The organism is Pseudomarimonas arenosa, from assembly GCF_014841215.1.
Classification (GTDB): domain Bacteria; phylum Pseudomonadota; class Gammaproteobacteria; order Xanthomonadales; family Xanthomonadaceae; genus Pseudomarimonas; species Pseudomarimonas arenosa.
Genome location: NZ_JACYTR010000023.1, coordinates 1 through 16,195 on the forward strand (window position 1 = coordinate 1; position 16,195 = coordinate 16,195).

Annotated in this window: 14 protein-coding genes; 1 reads left to right on the plus strand and 13 read right to left on the minus strand. The window is 60.3% G+C overall.

The window, feature by feature from the left end; genetic code table 11:
• Positions 1 to 254: 254 nt before the first annotated feature.
• The 5 genes from IFO71_RS11850 to IFO71_RS11870 all read right to left on the minus strand — a co-directional run bounded on the left by IFO71_RS11850 (position 255) and on the right by IFO71_RS11870 (position 4,496).
• Positions 255 to 620: a hypothetical protein gene (locus tag IFO71_RS11850; protein ID WP_225444586.1), complete on the minus strand. Its 366-nt coding sequence runs from the start codon at positions 618 to 620 to the stop codon at positions 255 to 257.
• Positions 589 to 1,086: a hypothetical protein gene (locus IFO71_RS11855; protein WP_192029853.1), complete on the minus strand. Its 498-nt coding sequence runs from the start codon at positions 1,084 to 1,086 to the stop codon at positions 589 to 591. Before IFO71_RS11855 ends, IFO71_RS11850 begins: the two co-directional genes overlap by 32 nt.
• A gap of 230 nt (positions 1,087 to 1,316) precedes the next feature.
• On the minus strand, positions 1,317 to 1,469 hold the full coding sequence (locus tag IFO71_RS11860; RefSeq protein WP_192029854.1) for a hypothetical protein: 153 nt from the start codon (positions 1,467 to 1,469) through the stop codon (positions 1,317 to 1,319).
• Positions 1,470 to 1,845: 376 nt separating this feature from the next.
• A complete protein-coding gene (locus IFO71_RS11865; protein WP_192029855.1) occupies positions 1,846 to 2,778 on the minus strand; it encodes a hypothetical protein in 933 nt (310 codons plus the stop codon).
• A 191-nt stretch (positions 2,779 to 2,969) separates the two neighbouring features.
• Positions 2,970 to 4,496, minus strand: a complete 1,527-nt coding sequence (locus IFO71_RS11870) for an FG-GAP-like repeat-containing protein (RefSeq protein WP_192029856.1) — start codon at positions 4,494 to 4,496, stop codon at positions 2,970 to 2,972.
• 214 nt (positions 4,497 to 4,710) lie between these two features.
• Here IFO71_RS11870 and ettA point away from each other — a divergent pair, with 214 nt between their 5' ends.
• Positions 4,711 to 6,372 carry an energy-dependent translational throttle protein EttA gene (ettA, locus tag IFO71_RS11875; RefSeq protein ID WP_192029857.1) on the plus strand — a complete coding sequence of 554 codons (1,662 nt, stop codon included), beginning with the start codon at positions 4,711 to 4,713 and terminating at the stop codon, positions 6,370 to 6,372.
• A 556-nt stretch (positions 6,373 to 6,928) separates the two neighbouring features.
• On the opposite strand, the gene IFO71_RS11880 is transcribed toward ettA, so the two are convergent.
• The 8 genes from IFO71_RS11880 to IFO71_RS11915 all read right to left on the minus strand — a co-directional run bounded on the left by IFO71_RS11880 (position 6,929) and on the right by IFO71_RS11915 (position 16,181).
• The gene (locus IFO71_RS11880) at positions 6,929 to 7,777 is read right to left on the minus strand and encodes a glycosyltransferase family 2 protein (protein ID WP_192029858.1); all 849 of its coding nucleotides are present in this window, start codon (positions 7,775 to 7,777) and stop codon (positions 6,929 to 6,931) included.
• On the minus strand, positions 7,774 to 9,597 hold the full coding sequence (locus IFO71_RS11885) for a hypothetical protein (protein WP_192029859.1): 1,824 nt from the start codon (positions 9,595 to 9,597) through the stop codon (positions 7,774 to 7,776). Before IFO71_RS11885 ends, IFO71_RS11880 begins: the two co-directional genes overlap by 4 nt.
• Positions 9,594 to 10,448, minus strand: coding sequence for a class I SAM-dependent methyltransferase (locus tag IFO71_RS11890; RefSeq protein ID WP_192029860.1), 855 nt, complete (start codon positions 10,446 to 10,448; stop codon positions 9,594 to 9,596). The genes IFO71_RS11885 and IFO71_RS11890 overlap by 4 nt, the downstream gene beginning before the upstream one ends.
• Positions 10,445 to 11,296: a glycosyltransferase family 2 protein gene (locus IFO71_RS11895; RefSeq protein WP_192029861.1), complete on the minus strand. Its 852-nt coding sequence runs from the start codon at positions 11,294 to 11,296 to the stop codon at positions 10,445 to 10,447. Before IFO71_RS11895 ends, IFO71_RS11890 begins: the two co-directional genes overlap by 4 nt.
• A 50-nt stretch (positions 11,297 to 11,346) precedes the next feature.
• A complete protein-coding gene (locus IFO71_RS11900; protein ID WP_192029862.1) occupies positions 11,347 to 12,306 on the minus strand; it encodes a peptidylprolyl isomerase in 960 nt (319 codons plus the stop codon).
• A 142-nt stretch (positions 12,307 to 12,448) separates the two neighbouring features.
• Positions 12,449 to 13,393 (minus strand): hypothetical protein, encoded by a 945-nt coding sequence (locus IFO71_RS11905; RefSeq protein WP_192029863.1) that lies wholly within the window; start codon positions 13,391 to 13,393, stop codon positions 12,449 to 12,451.
• Positions 13,394 to 13,836: 443 nt separating this feature from the next.
• A complete protein-coding gene (locus tag IFO71_RS11910) occupies positions 13,837 to 15,576 on the minus strand; it encodes a hypothetical protein (protein ID WP_192029864.1) in 1,740 nt (579 codons plus the stop codon).
• Between the two features lie 176 nt (positions 15,577 to 15,752).
• On the minus strand, positions 15,753 to 16,181 hold the full coding sequence (locus IFO71_RS11915) for a nuclear transport factor 2 family protein (protein ID WP_192029865.1): 429 nt from the start codon (positions 16,179 to 16,181) through the stop codon (positions 15,753 to 15,755).
• Positions 16,182 to 16,195 lie beyond the last annotated feature (14 nt).

Genomic DNA, 16,195 nt, shown 5'->3' on the forward strand with positions numbered 1-16,195 from the left:
TTAACCTCACCGTTACCGGCTTCGGTCCATGACTCGGTGCCCCGCTGGGTGGCTAGCCCTTCGCGAGTAGAGGAACTGCCCCTCCGATGTTCTGCCGGTTTGTGCCGGCGCACTGGGTGTCCAAATCTTTGCCAACGCCCTTCCCAGAGGCGCCCGGTGCAGCCGTCTTTCTGCTTCACCTCGCGAGCGATCGGTTCGGCCAAACAGCGCAGAGCCCGGCTGAAACCGCCCAGCGGAAAACGCCGCCAGCGAACTTACGGTAGTTTTTCCGGCCCGGTGCCAGGCCAGGGCGGAACAGCCTTTGTCTGCCCCGAAGCTATCGGGTCTATATGCTTCTTGACCGCTTCATAGCCCGCCGAGTCGGGCTTGTACTCAAACGCAGCGTCGCCGATTGCATCACCCGTCTGTGCGCGAAGATAGAGCCAGATCGTTCCATCCTCCAGCATGCGGGCCTCGCCGATACTCTGGGGTGGGGCATCATAATTTTGCAACGAACTTTGCCCAGCACGAGCAGCGCAACCCAGTAGTAGCGCTGCGGTCACGAGCACGCAGGCTCGCTTGCCAGCTTGGTAAGCCCAATCGAGCGAACTACGTTTCGGTTGGCGGAAAATCGAAATCATCGCCAACCTTTCGTAGCGTGAATTCACTACCGGATTCATTGCCTCGATATCGAAGCAGATCGTCCGAAGCTTCCAAGATCTGGTACGAATCGTACATCGAAGGGTCGCTTGGGTCTGCAGGACCAAATGAATCACCATCCAGCCAGCCCCGGGTGATGGTGAAGTACACCCCGCCCGCCACGCCCCAGAAGCCCACCTCGGTCAGCTGAGTAGTTCCCTCTGGGGTTTCGATCAGGAAGTCGATGCGAAACGTTCCATCGACAAAGCGCTCGGCCAGCCATTGACGTCTACCGCCGCCCTTCACCGGCTGGTCGCCATACCATCGGCCAAGCATCAGCGTGCGCAGAGCATCCGTGACCGGGGCCTCCGGCTTGGTGGCATGAACGGAAGTGTCGAACACTGGGGGCGTCGCGCAACCGGCCAACAGGGCCTGTACGCAAAACAGCACAATAGCCAACCGCTTCATTACACGCACGCTCCTCAATATTCTTGCAGCGCAACCCGAGCCGGGTTGACAAAGAAACTACATCCAGGCGACTCAATGCAAAAGGCCGCAACAGCGCCACTCTACGCTTGCCATGAGCCCGTCGAACATCGGTCCCGCTACCGAAGGGCACCGAAAACCGATCTCTGGCATGGGTACTGCGTGCATGCATCGAACAGACGGCAGAGTGCTGTTTGAGTCTCATCGGCCCGCTATGACTGCACCTCGCAACTGCCCTCACCCAGCACCAAGGCACGAATCGCTTTGCGGCCCGCATCTTCCACATAGGCGCCAAACTCAGCGTCGCTACCCCACCAAGTCAGGCGCGACTCGCTGCCGCGATAAACCCGCCAGGGCGCATTCATGTCGTCGCTGTTCCTTGCTCGAAGAACAAGCTGAAACGAGTGAGCGCTCCGATGACTCTCGATATACGCTCGACTCAACTCGATGATAAGGCTCGGCTCGCCTCCAGCTAGCACCGCAGTCTGTGCGGTTGTTTCGCGCACGAACTGCTCAAGGTTCGGGTAAAGCAATTCATGCCTACCCACCCACCCCAAGCCCTTGTAGTCCCGGCCATCCACAAGCTCAAAGTTCGGCAGTCGACAATTCAGATCGCCGACCACTGCCTTCCTGCTTTGCGGCACAACGTGGCGATCGGCCAACTTCACATTCGAGGTCACACATGCAGTCAAAGTCAGCACCGCTGAGACCAGTAGAACGGCGCGAGTCATCGACCCGCCCTCAGCGCTTGATCTGGCGATCATCGATCCAATGCGTGTTCTGGCCAATCTGCACCAAGCTGCGACCCTCATTCGATGCCAACAGGTCTACTTTCACCTGCAATGGCCCGAACGCCGGCTGAGCCAGCAGGGCTTTCACCTTGTGCGCACCGTTGGCAGCGGGCAGGCCGCCATCCGCATCGCGCTGAATCAAGGCGGCCACCTCGTCCAAACTATTGGAAAACGCCTTGCGCACCGCACTTGCGCCATTTGCAGACCACAGTCGAGCGTGGCGTTCGTAAATGGATTCGCCGGGCTGCTTCTCGTACTTCTCGAACGGCGCCGCTATAACTTGCTGAGACATATAGCTGCCTCCGTGCAGCAGCGCGGGCAGACGCGACTTGCGCTCCTCCTTTTTTATCTTCCTCAGCTCAGCCGCGGTGGGAGGGACCTGTTCATAGCGCCACAGTCCGACAGACGCATGCACATAGGCAATTTCAAAATTCTGCTCGAACGCGTAACGCGGCGTAACCAGCAGTACATTTGCCGGAACCACATCGGCGAGATGCTGCCGCAGTTCGTCCTCGTTGCGGATGATCTTGACCCCGGCATCTGCCCGCACCAGTCGGGTGGGCAGATTGGCCTGAATCGCGGCGGTGAGCCGTGACTCAAACTGGAAGTCCAGCAGTTGGTCGCGCATCGGCGCAAGCGCCTCCTGCCGATTACGGGTCATTGTCGACTCCACCGATGCCTGGATCAGCGCGCCTATCAACCCTCCCCCCATATTGCCGGTATTGGCGTCGTCGACGGTGACCTCTGACTGGGCCAAGAAGATGACAACGTGCTCTGCCTTGTCGGCCTCAGACAAGGACGACTCAAGCTTGATCAGGGGGGCCGGAACACAGCCGGTCAACAATGTCGCAATCAATGCGAGGACAAGAAGGAGGTGTTTCATGCGATGCCATCCTAAACTGGTGAGCCAAGGAATCCCCTCGGCGCAAGGGTCGCGGAGTTTACGTCAGACTCACTTGAGCATCACGTCTAAGTCACAACTTTTATGTGAAATGTGACTTTTTTCCTTTTTTGCCCTGGCGCACGAGTACTGGGGCCCAGTGGACGGTGCTGCCACTGGGCGCGTTTGCTCGCTCAGTCGAAGCCACTCTTGAACACCACCGGTACGAATTGACCATGCAGCACGTACACAGCGCCCATATACTCATCCAGCGCGCCTTCGCCATTGCACGAAACGATCACGTCGTGCTTGTAGTCGCGATCGAAATCACCGGCGCCTGAGACACGTACCCCACATTGCCCCGACGCGCTTGCCCCCTGCACATCCACGACTTCTGCATCGCCAAACTGGTCCACATTCATCAAGGCCGACCATTGCCCCACCGGACGACCATACAGGATTCGAACGCTGCCGGCAGACGCGGCAACGCGACTGTCGCCAAGCGCGCCCAGCAACAGATCTTCGATGCCATCGCCATTGAAGTCACCCGCACTTCCTACACGCTCGCCGAGACGATCACTCAGCAAAACGCCCTGAATCACCGTTCCGTTGAGGCCATTGAGGACGCCTACGCTTAACTCTTGATTCCGCCTTGGCGAACCAAAGATGATAACCGCACTGCCAAGGACGACCGAAGAATCACCGCCTCCGTTGCCGTCGCCCACCAGCAGATCGTCGTACCCATCTCCGTTGAAGTTGCCAGTTGCGAGCGTGCGCCCCAGATTGCCGTACAAGCTGACACTGGTGACTTCAAAGCCCAAGTTTCCGCTGATCGTATCGGCAGGAATCACTGCATCCAGTGGCTCGGACTGGCCATACACGACATAAACCGAGCCACCGGGGCCTTGCGCGCCCTGCACATCCTCAGCGCCAATGGCCAGATCGGATTTTCCATCTCCGTTGAAGTCTCCGTGGGCCACAGACATTCCAAAGTAGTCGCCTTGTGCGAGCCCATCAAATCGAGAGAACGTCACGCCAGTGGTGGCGCCAAACTCAACTTGAGAAGGAAACAAGCTCTGGCCAAAGACAAGATAGACGGAACCGGAATCCGTATCGCCAAAGTTGGCGAGTGGCGCCGTGATCGCGAAATCATCGAAGCCATCGCCGTTGAAGTCTCCAGCAGCCGAAATCGAATAACCCACGTTGTCGTATTCTTGGCCGCCACTGAAGCAGGCCGAGTGACTAAGGGCATCGGTACTCATTTGCGCGGGGAAGCTGCTGCGACCAAACAGAATGCAGGCGTAGCCGCTGGATATGGGGAAGCTGTTCGGCGCGCCCAAAGCAAGGTCGTCGTAGCCATCGCCATTGATATCGCCTACCGCTGAGGCTGTCTCAATGTAACCGCCGGCAATGGAACCTCGCACTTCGAATCCACCACTCCAGGCATTCACATCAACGCCGTAGTCACCAACAAAACCCGCAGCGCTTCCAAGCACAACGAGCACGCCACCTTCGCCCCCGTTCCGAACCACAAAGAAATCGTTCAGCCCATCGCCATTGAGATCACCCGCCGAACCGATGCCTCCGCTTCCTAGGCTGTCAAGACTGGTCGAAGAGCTGATCTTGAAACCGGCCTCCGAGGGTAGCTCGGACAACGAGAGGGATGAAGCAAGGGCCGGAGTAGCCATTGCGAGAAGCAGGACAGAGATGAGGTGTTGCATTGGTTGACCCATGAACGCGAGGTGAAATAGGCGCGGGATGCTATCGGAAACTTCGGACTCAAAGGTCAACGTACAGGCGTGAAAAAGTCACTCGCCAATGCCCAGCTAGCGCGCTTGAGCCCATCAGCCGACTTTGTCCACAGGGCACTATTCAGCGATAATGCTCGGCTGTTTCGCCTGCGCGCCGCGCGGGCCCGGCTGCCAAGGGCATTCCATGCAATACATCTACACCATGAACGGGGTGAGCAAGGTTGTTCCCCCGAAGCGCCAGATCATCAAGGACATCTCGCTGTCGTTCTTCCCGGGCGCCAAGATCGGCCTGCTGGGTCTGAATGGCGCCGGCAAATCGACCGTGCTTCGCATCATGGCCGGGGTGGACAAGGACTTCGTCGGCGAGGCGCGGCCGCAGCCGGGGATCAAGGTCGGCTACCTGGAGCAGGAGCCGCGGCTGAATCCCGAGCAGACGGTACGCGAGGCGGTGGAAGAAGGCGTGGGTGAGGTGCTGCAGGCTCAGGCTCGGCTGGAAGAGGTCTATGCGGCCTACGCCGAGGAGGGCGCCGATTTTGACGCCCTGGCCAAGGAGCAGGAACGGCTCGAAGCAATTCTTGCCTCGGGCGATGCGCATACGCTGGAGCAGCAGCTGGAAATCGCCGCTGACGCCCTGCGTCTGCCGCCCTGGGATGCGGTGGTGGGCAAGCTATCGGGCGGTGAAAAGCGCCGTGTCGCGCTGTGCCGTCTGCTGCTCTCCAAGCCCGATATGCTGCTGCTCGACGAACCCACCAACCATCTCGACGCCGAATCAGTGGAATGGCTGGAGCAGTTCCTGGCTCGCTTCACCGGCACCGTGGTGGCGGTCACCCATGATCGCTATTTCCTCGACAACGCTGCCGAGTGGATTCTGGAACTCGACCGCGGCCGCGGCATTCCCTGGAAGGGCAACTACACCGACTGGCTGGTGCAGAAGGAAGAGCGCCTGAAGCAGGAAGAAAACCAGGAAAAGGCGCGACAAAAAGCCATCGCCAAAGAGCTGGAGTGGGCGCGGCAGAATGCCAAGGGTGGCCGCAGCAAGGGCAAGGCCCGCTTGGCGCGCATCGAAGAGCTACAGTCGGTCGACTACCAGAAGCGCAACGAAACCAATGAAATCTTCATTCCGCCCGGTGAGCGCCTCGGCAACAGCGTGATCGAGTTCAAGAACGTGTCAAAGTCGTTTGGCGATCGACTGCTGATCGACGACCTGAGCTTCATCATGCCTCCGGGCGCCATCATCGGCATCATTGGCCCGAACGGCGCCGGTAAGTCGACCCTGTTCCGGATGATCATCGGGCAGGAGAAGCCGGACTCCGGCGAAATTTCGATGGGACCGACCGTTAAGTTGGCCTATGTCGATCAGAGCCGCGACAAGCTCGAAGGCAACCACAATGTGTTCCAGGAGGTGTCGGGCGGCTCCGACATCCTGAACATCAATGGCATCGAAATTCAGTCGCGCGCCTATATCGGCCGCTTCAACTTCAAGGGCCAGGATCAGCAGAAGCTGGTCGGTACGCTGTCAGGCGGTGAGCGCGGTCGTCTGCACTTAGCCAAGACTTTGCTGCAGGGCGGCAACGTGTTGCTGCTCGACGAACCGTCGAACGATCTCGATATCGAAACCCTGCGTGCGCTGGAAGACGCGCTACTCGAATTCCCCGGCTGCGCCTTCGTGATTTCGCATGACCGCTGGTTCCTCGATCGCATCGCCACCCACATCCTGGCCTTTGAAGGCGACTCGCATGTCGAGTTCTTCCAGGGCAACTACCGCGAATACGAAGAAGACAAGAAGCGCCGACTGGGTGCAGAAGCGGCACAGCCGCATCGTCTGCGCTTCAAGGCCCTGAAGTAAGGAACTGGGCACTTAGCGCTTGGTTTAGCTAACGACGATTTGGTGCCCGCTGACCCTTGATGGAGCGGCGGCGGGCCCGGGCCTTTGGCGAGATTCCATGTTGTGGCTCAATTGCCAGGGCATGTTGGGTTGCGGCCTGCAACTCACTGGTTGGCTCCGCTCAGGCTGGCTTCGACGGGCTCAGCCAGCGGGGTGTTGGTGCACTCTTCCACGGTTTGGCCGCCGCAAAGCCGTAGCGCACCCTGAGCTTGTCGAAGGGTGCCCAGTGATGCGGGTGAATGGAGGCTGGCTGCGACGGGCTTAACCAGCGGGATGGTGATGCACCCTTCCACGGTTCGGCCGCCACACAGCCGTAGCGCACCCTGAGCTTGTCGAAGGGTGCCCGGTGATGCGGGTGAATGGAGGCTGGCTTCGACGGGCTTTACCAGCGGGATGTTGGCGCACTCTTTCCGGCTCGGTCACCGCAACGCCGTAGCGGACTCGGAGCCGACTTCAACCTTCAGCTCACTGGCGGGCTCCGCTCAGGCTGGCTTCGACAAGCTCAGCCAACGCAGGCCTACGCTTTTGCTGCGCGACGTGCCTGCCACCAAGCGCGAGCGGCAGCCAAAGGAAACCTGAAACTCAAGGCGATCAGAATCACGGCACTGAGGCCAACGGGCACGCTCGCCCGATCAAACTTGCTGTAGTAGCGCCACATGCCGCGGTGCTTCTGCCACTCGACCCAGATCGGTCGTTGCTGGCTGGAGGTGCCCTTGAGGTGGGTGACGTGGATGTCGGGGGCTATGGCGACGAGGTGTCCAGCCTGCTGAACGCGGCGGCAAAGATCCAGATCTTCGCAGTGCAATCGATAGCCTTGATCGAATCCGCCAAGCTGCTGGAAGACGGAGCGCGGCATCAGCATCAGCGCACCACTGATGGCATCGACACGCTCCAGGCCCGGGGTGATCTGCGCGAGCCGAGAGGGTTCTCGCGAAGCCCCGAACAGCAGTCGGCGCGGTGTCGGCGTATCGCGACGTGAGGCAGCCTGCGGCGTGCCATCCTGGTTGATCAGTTGCGCGCCGAGCAGGCCCAGCTTTGGTTCGCTGTTGGCCAAGCTGAGCATCTCGGCCAATTGCCCTGGCCGCAGGAAACAATCGGGATTCAGAAACAGCAGCCACTTCGCGGTCGACGCCGCAGCGCCCTGATTGCAAGCCTGCGCAAAGCCCAGATTTTCTGCATTACGTACTTGCAGCACGCGGGCATCGGCCAACAGCGCTGGGTCAACCGCTTCGCTCGATGCGTTGTCGACCAGAATCAGCTGAGCAACCTCGGGCTGAGCGAGCACGCCGCTGACGCAGCGCCGCAGCGTGGCACCGCTGTTATGGGTGACGACAATGGCTGACACCGTCGCACCCCGCTGGCTCACGCGGTGACTCGACTCTGCTCCAGGCACTTAGCCTGCCGTTCGATCGCCACCTCCCAGGCTGCCGGCCAGGCATCCAGGCCATCGGCCAGGCTCTCGACCTCGCGCCGGAAGCGCTCGACGCAGTCCTGCCCGGTCGCGTTTTCAGCCATGCCCTGAAACCTCGGCGCGCCGCGTTCGACGATGGCTCGGGCGTTGACTTCGAGCTGGCTCCGCAAATCCTGTTGCCATTCGCTGCAGGCGTTTGTGGCTTGACTGGCGGTGCGCTTGAGGTTCTCCACCAGCAGCGAGCGACGATGGGTGAAATAGGTTCGCAGGTAGCTGAGCAGGCCGCTATCGGAGGCGTCTATCAGGTCGCGCATGCTGGCACTCAGCACCGAAAAACGCTTGGATGCGTGTTCGCCGTACAGCGAAGGCGCCAATTCGTCGACCAGATCACTCAGACAGGAGCTGACTTCCGGGCGGTGCGGCGCGGCGAACAAGGCGCTGCGATCGCGGCCAGCTTCTGGCTTGTGTCCCACCGACATTGGCAGGTGCAGCTGCACCGCCTTGGCGTCTGAGGCCAGGGCCAGCGAATTGAACAGGGCATCCTCGCCGCGACCATAGGGCGACGTGCAGGGCATCAGACGGCTGTTGTCGATCGCCAGCGGCGGGAAGCGTCCGCTGCGATCCAACACGTAGTGCGATGTACCGAACCACACCGGCACATCGCCGCGCAGAGCCTGGTAGCGCGCGGAATCCGCCGCATACCCCTGTCGGGCGCCTTCCGGCAGCATGAACAACCAGCTGATGCCGGCAGAGCAGGAGCCGCCACGGTGGCCGTGCTGAGTGAGCAGAATGCGCGACTCGCCGCGCAGCAAAGGTTCCCGGCTCGGCGCCAGGCCACGAATGTTGTGCGCCGAGAACCCCACCGGCCTGCCCTCACCCAGGCATTCCCCCAGACGGCGGCCACACAGATCCAGATGCAGTGCCAAGGGATCGCTGCTGCATTCGTCGCCCTGCGCCAGGGCCTCGTCCATCGAGGCAAAGGTGATCGGCGCCCAGCCCATCGCCGGGGGTGCCAACAGATCCTGGGCACCGGGATGACGACGCATCGGCAACAGATGGTCGTCATCAAACAATAGGTACTTTCCACCTGCGGCCAGCAGGGTGATGAGATTTCGCCCCTCACCGCCGCCGCGCGGACCGCGATAGCTCGCATCGCCCAACAGCATCCGGCGCAAGGCAACACCCTGCCCGGTCTGCTCGCTCCAGGCCTCAGCCCAATTACGCCACAAGCTCGGCGTGACGTGGTGGGTAGAGTCATTCCACTGCCGGGCAAATGTGGCCAGCAGAGCGGCATGCCGCTCGACGCTTTCCGGGCGCTTGGAATCGTCAACCACTACCAGCGTGCCCGGTGCACTGAAACGCGCCTGATGCTCAATCAAGCTGGCCAGCAATCGTTCAAGCTGCTCGGGGCGATCGCAGGCACGGATGAAGATGCCGGCGGTGGACAGGCGGCCGACACCCGGCACATCACTCAAGGTTCGAACGAAGGCATCGTCGGTGACCAGACAACCACGCGCCACCAGATTCTCCAGCACGCGCTTCACCGCCGCCTGCTGGCCCGCCATATTCGGCAGCCGCTCGCAGATCCTCTGAACATGCACGTCCAGCGGCTGAAATTCACGACAGAGGTCGAGGGCCTGGACCACAGGCGTGGCCATTACGTGGCTACGATCAAGCACCGGATCGTAGAACACGACTTCATCAGGCCCGAGCGCAGCCGAACGGCCGTCGACCACGGCGTAGAGTGGAACTGTCTGTGCTGGGGTTGAGCTCATTGAGAGGCCTCCGCAAGTTTCGATTTCAACCGCTCGACCTCGGCTTCCAGTTCCGCGATGCGCCCGCCAGCCGCAATGCCTTTTCGAATCTCTTCGTTGTAGTGCTGATACACCGACTGCACGTCATCGCCGAACAAATGCATCGACGTCAGCTGCTGCAATGACGAGGCAGACTGTGAACACACCGCGACGTAGTACACAGGATCTCCTTGAATACCCTGGGTGATCGTTCCGGCCTGGTTGAGCATGGAAACCTCGACTCGATCGCCGCCGCTGAGATTCCATAGCACCGAATGGAACATCAGCCGCTGGGCAAACAGTGTGTGGTGAGCGAAATGCCGGGTGAGCAAGTCTTCGAACTCGTGGCGATAGAGCTCACGCACGTGGAACGGGTTCTGGTACCCGGGCTCGTCGCTATAGGTGCGCTTGTCCGGTGTAGACAGCAGCAGCACCCCGTCGGGCGCCAATAGCCGTGAGAAGCCGCCTACCAGCTGCTCTTGCTGCTCGAGATGTTCGAGTGTTTCGAAGCTGACGATCAGGTCGAACGATCCATCCTCAAGGGCATCCAGCTTGGAAGCATCGGATTGTTCAAAACTGAGATTCGGCCGATCGCCATAGCGTGCTCGCGCATGCGCAACTGTGCTCGGCTCGATATCGACACCCACGACCGACTGCGCGACCGTTGCCAGCAGGGCGCTGCCATACCCTTCACCACAGGCGGCATCCAGCACACGCCGCCCTTTTGCCAGCGGCTGGGCGAAGGCATAGCGGTGCCAGTGCTCGTACCAGATCTCGCGAACGCATTCGGGAGTGAAACGCTCACCGGTAAATTCAAGTTGAGGTGTATTCATGTGGGTGCGATGTTGAACCGCTGCCGCTCCAGCGCGGACTGCAATCGCGCACGCAGTGGGGCCAGCGGGTCGTGTTCGATAAATTCGGCAACCCTGCGATTGTAGTCGGGATAGCGCGCCAGCAAGCGCTGTAAGTTGTCGCCGCCTGCCTTCAGGCCGACCTCGCTGAAGGAGGCATTGCCTTGATGTGCGACATAGGCTGTCGGACACAACACGTTGCGCCAGCCCATTGCCGCTGCCCGCATGCAGAAGTCGTTCTCTTCACCATAGCCGCGGCCAAACGTGGCCGCGTCGAAGTCGCCGAGTTGATCAAGCGCGGCTCGCCGGATGTACATGGCGAAGCCGACTGCAGTCGGTAATTCGGGAATCTCACAATCACGCAGCTCAAGGGCCGCACGGGCGATCTGTTCGGCTTCATCCACCGTCGGCATCGGTGCTGCCTGGCAGAACTGCGGGAATGAGCAGATCTCGGCGTTGTTGGACCAGGGGGTGATGGTGGCGGCTGACGGAACGCGTTGTGCCGTTGCTTGAATGGCATCAAGCCAGCCCGCCGTCACCTCTGTATCCGAATTCAATAGCACGATGTCATGCTTGCTGAGATCCGACAGCGCGCGGTTGACGTTGCCAACGAAGCCAAGATTGCGCTCATTGCGCAGGATCGAGATTTGAGCGGCGTGGGTTTGCGCGACCCGTTCAAGCAGCGGCAGAATTTCTGCATCGGTCGATGCGTCATCGGCCAGCAAGACCTGATCGTCGGCTCGAAGACAGCGGATGACCGAACTGAGGCAACGCTCAAGCTGCGAGCGCGCATTGAAAATCGGGATGACGACAGCGGGCCGCGAATTCAAAGAGTCAGACCTCGTAGATGCCGCGCACCTCGGTGCGCGGCATGGTCTTCTCAGTTCTGCGCAGGAGCTTCAGCAGCAACCCCGAACGCGCGTGCGGCCTCGGCAGAGCCCGCCACATCCTTGGCGTAACGACCGGGAAGTGTGGAAATAGCTTCACCGTTTAGCTCAACCTCGAGCTGCGAGCGCGAAGACAGGAAGCGGTTCTTCTCCGCCGCAATGAACTCTTGGCGCAGGCCGGAAACCAGTTCGTCTTTGATTTCATCAAAGCTGGGGGGCGGGAACTTGACCAGATTCTCGAGCTGAATCACGTGCCAACCGAAGCGCGAACGCACCGGCCCGGCAAATCCGCCAACCTTGGTGATCTGACTGAAAGCAACCACAAAGCGCTGATCGAGACGACTAAGGTCAGCGTTGGGAATCTGATCGGAGACGACCGCATCACCGTGTTGTTCTTGCATCGCCGCGATGACATCGGCGAAGGGCTCGCCACTGTCCACTCGCTTGCGTACGTCAGCGGCCTTTTCTTTCGCCCAGGCCTCATCGCGTCCGTCGGTACTAAACAGGATGTGGCGGATATCCACCCGATCTTTTGGCGCGTACTTTTTCGGATCTGCGGTGTAACGCTCCTTTGCCAAGAGCTCAAAGTTTGGCAGCTTCACTTTCGCCATCTCAGCGTTGATGAAGCGATTGGCCATCAATTCGTTACGCATGAGCTTGACGTCGTCACGCAGCTCCCTGGTCTCGCCTACGCCCGCCTCTTCGGCTTCCATCGCGACTTGCTCGGACAAAAGCATTGCATCAATCAAGCGTGCGATTCTGTCAGGCTCGGTAAGGTAACCGGCGCGGAGCTCGGGCGGCATGGTACGCACCTTGGCATCGATCTCACCCAGGGTAAGCGATGCCTTACCGCGGCTGGCTACAACGGTATCAAGGGAAAGCTCGGGCTCCAAGGCCTGCCCTTGGGCAGTCATTGGCAACGCGAGCAGGCAGAGTATGAATTGAATCTTCATGGGGGGACTCCTAACGACGGGCCCTTTGACAGAGTACGAGCCAAATAGTTCATCCGAACTGTTGGCAGTCACGTGATCAAGTGTCGAAAAAAATGCCGCGGCTCAAGGCCGCGGCATCTACGTGTTCCAAAGGAGATTTGGACTAGTTGTTGATCAGCATCGCGCCGCCACACGTGTTGTTGGAACCGCAGGTAAACACGGTGGGCGTCGTCGCGCCTCCCATGCCCTGGTAGGTGGCGATATTTATATACATGCGCTTGCCTACCGGGGCACGACATCCCGACAGCTGGGCTACGCTGGAAACATTGATCTGGCCAGTCGCACTCGCCTCGCCTGTGCGGCACTGGAAGCTCAGATACGGATCGGGCGAACCGCCCACGGGCGGACGGAAATCGCCCGGGCAGGGGCTGATGGTCACGTCGATGGCGCCCGCATTGCCGAAGACACCGCCTTCAATCCAACCGAGTCCAAACTGCGACAGCGGGCCACCAGTCTCGTCCGTCATCACGAACTCAATCGACAGATAACGGTCTCGCGTGTTGGCCATGATGAACTGCGGCACGACTTGCTTCTGAGTCTGTGTCTCACCCGGATTGATGCCCCAGATTTCCTGCATGGTGGCATTGGTACGGGCAAAACCATGCGCGGTGAAGCTCGGCTGCGTGGGTTGGGTCGGGTACACCACGCTGCAGTATTCCTGGCCTTGCGACTGCGATTGGGTGACCGTCACGGTTTCGGTGGTGTCAACGTTGTAGCCGGCTTCGTTGAAGCAGCGCAGCCCGAACACATAGGTGCCGGCAACCAGATTGTTGAGCACCTGTTGACCATTGACGGGACGCGCCACGCCGGCCCAGGAGCTTGTGCCCTGGGCAGGATAGGAGTAGCACGCTTGCGCAGCGGGATCGCCCGCGGTGGACCAATTCAAGGTCAGACTCTGAATCGTAGTGATATTGGTCGAATTGGCGGTCAACGTCACCGTCGGGGCTCCCGGCGCACCCAGGCCGCCACCCGTACCGCCGATGCCGGGACAGCTGTCTCCGTTTTCCAGACATTCTACGGTGAGATCACCGTTCGAGGAGTATTGCACGGAGGTTGCTGGGTCAAGCGGAATCTCAGTGGCTTCAGATCCATGAAGCACGGTGACTTTGGGCGATGAGACTTGCGCGACAGCAAACAGCGGAACCAGCGTCAAGACGGTCGCACCGATCCAAAGCGTATTGAATTTTGCCATTTCGTTGAAACTCCAGCCTTAAACGGTTTCAGCTTTTGAAAGTATGCGCAGCATGGCATGAACGTGGACATAAACCTGCTTCGCTCTGCACGGAATGATGACCGAGTCGCCGTCCAATTCATAGCGAATATCGAGATCAACGCAGTCTATGGCGCAATTGGGCGGACCAATGGCAATGAGCCCAGCTGTTGGTGCTCGAGAGCAATGATCGGGGACGGGCCGACACCCCTTTTCGAGCCGTGCAAAAGACATCGGGGCCCGAAGGCCCCGATGAGGTACAGCTTGACAGCCAGCCCGAATTACGGGGTGCTGCTGGTCCAGGTGGCCAGACCGGTGCTGTCCAGCGGAGTGCCGAACGCCGGAGCCGGAGCCGTCAGGATGAAGCCGTCACGGTCACCACGGTGCTTATGAATGCCACCGAAGTTGCCACGGACGCCCGGAGCTACGTTCTCGTTGGTGTAGTCAGCAACCCAGAAGCCAATCACCGGCAGACCGATCACAGCCGTGGTCGGGGTGGTGGCGACGAGGTAGTTGTCAAAACCAGCAGTCTGCGGGTCGTTGAACTCAATGCGGGCCCAACCATTGATGAAGGTGTTGCTACCCGAGTTGATGTTCAGACCGTGCGCACCTTGGACCGGGGTAACGCCCAGGACCTGAGTGGGGGAGGTGTTGGTCAGTGTCTGGTTGAACGCGATCACGTTCGCTTCCCAGCACAGTTCCGGGAACACAGCGGTCACGCCAGGCGGACGCGGCGACACGACCGGCGGGCCGGAGGTGATACCCGGGGTGAACTCTTCACGATCCCAACGCGCAAAGGTGTAGGTCTCGCAGATACCGAAGCTGTCGAACGGCTCAGCGTCGTCCAGAGCGGTCGGATCGTCGTCGGTGTTGTCGGTGAACGGACGGTTGTCAGCAGCCAGACGATTGTAGGTGTGCAGACGCTTGGTCGGGAAGGTCACAACCCACTCAGAGGCTGCAGCCAGACCGGTTTCCATGCTGTACTCGTTGTAGATGTAACGCGACATCAGCACCGAGGAAACAGCACGCAGACCGCTCTGAGCACCGGCGAAGTTCAAGGTCACCAGGGCGCCGCTGTCGTCGAAGATGCGAGACGTGGCGGAACCGTCAGACTCAGTACGAGCCTGGCTGAGGTTCGGGAAGGTGTCACCCGGCTCAGCGTGCAGGTCGTCGGTGGTGCCATTGGCTTCAGCAGCCAGGCCAATCGCACTCCAGAAGCCAGCGATCGCGTCAGCGTTGTACGGCAGCGCACGGCCGAACTCGACGTCAACGATGGTGGCCGCACCGAACAGACCGCCCGACGGGGCATTGATGGCAACGCCGTCGTCAGCGATCCAGGTGCCCGACGGGGTGGTCCAGGCAGCCTGCAGCGCGCCGCAGTTAGCCGGAACGCGAGCAGTGATCGGACCGGTGTGGGTCGCCCAGGTCAGCGGATCGAAGGTGGTCGCGGTGTCCAACAGGACGCCCATTTCGATCACTTCAAAGTGACCCTGACGCACGCGCTCGGCCGGATCGCTGGCAACCAGCGCACCGCCGGAGCCGCCAATGCGGATCACGTTATCGGTACCGATGATGTCCGGGTTGTTCGACTGGAACTCGAAGTACTTGAAGGTCGAGCTCGCACCCGGCACGCCGTTCACCCAGTCCTTACCGACAGCATTCGGCACGGTGCAGGTGGTGTCGGTGGTGAACAGAGCGCCACCGCCGGAGGTGCCGTCAACGTCGGCGATCTGCGACAGCGAGGCAGTCCAGACGTCGAACGGGGACATGTACAGGTTGAAGTCGAGGACTTCAGCGCTGTTCAGCGACTCGAGGAAACGGACCTTGACCGCCTTGCCTTCGTTCGTCGTGTTGACGACCGACAGCAGGGTGGTGTTCGAACCGTTGACCGAATAGTACGGGTAGAGGAGGACCTGACCGAGACCGTCAGGATTGACGTTCACGGCATTGGCCACGCCCGCCAGGCCGACGACACCGGCGATACCGGCGACTACGGCGGAGGACAGCGAATTTTTCTTCATCACAACACTCCTACGATTTTTAACAGGGCTTTCGCAGCGTATCCCGTCTTAGCCTCTTGGATCTGAGCCCAGGCTCGGCATGAGGGGTATAGCAGGCGGGAGTATACGCATACTGGTTCTGGCGATGCAATGACATCTTAACGATGTTCTCACTCGCCCACATCAGGAACAGGGTCCTACAGTTGCCGCTCCGGCAGCATGCGCCATTTGCCGTCGGAAAGCAGCCATACCTCATCGACAGTGCGGAATGACTTGATTTCGCCGGCTCCCGGCAGCCCCCCGATCAGGTCAAATTCTATCCGGACTCTGGCGGTGCAGCGCTCGGCTGCCTCACAGGTCACGGAGTCTACGACCGCGGCCGTCCAATTGATGCGACGATTCATCATCCGGGCTTCAAAATCTTCATAACGGTTGAGTTCCCGATAGCCGGGGGTGAAATACGCGTAGGCGGTTTTCCAGTCGCCGGTCAACATAGCTTTCCAACGCAGGTCAGCATCCAATGCCACCCGGCCCTCGGGCGTCTTGGGCTTGCCCGGCGAAGTGGCGCAGGCGGCGAGAGTGAAGAGGAGCGCGACCGCGAGAGCGCCTTGCAGTAAACGGATCATGGTATTTGTTGTCC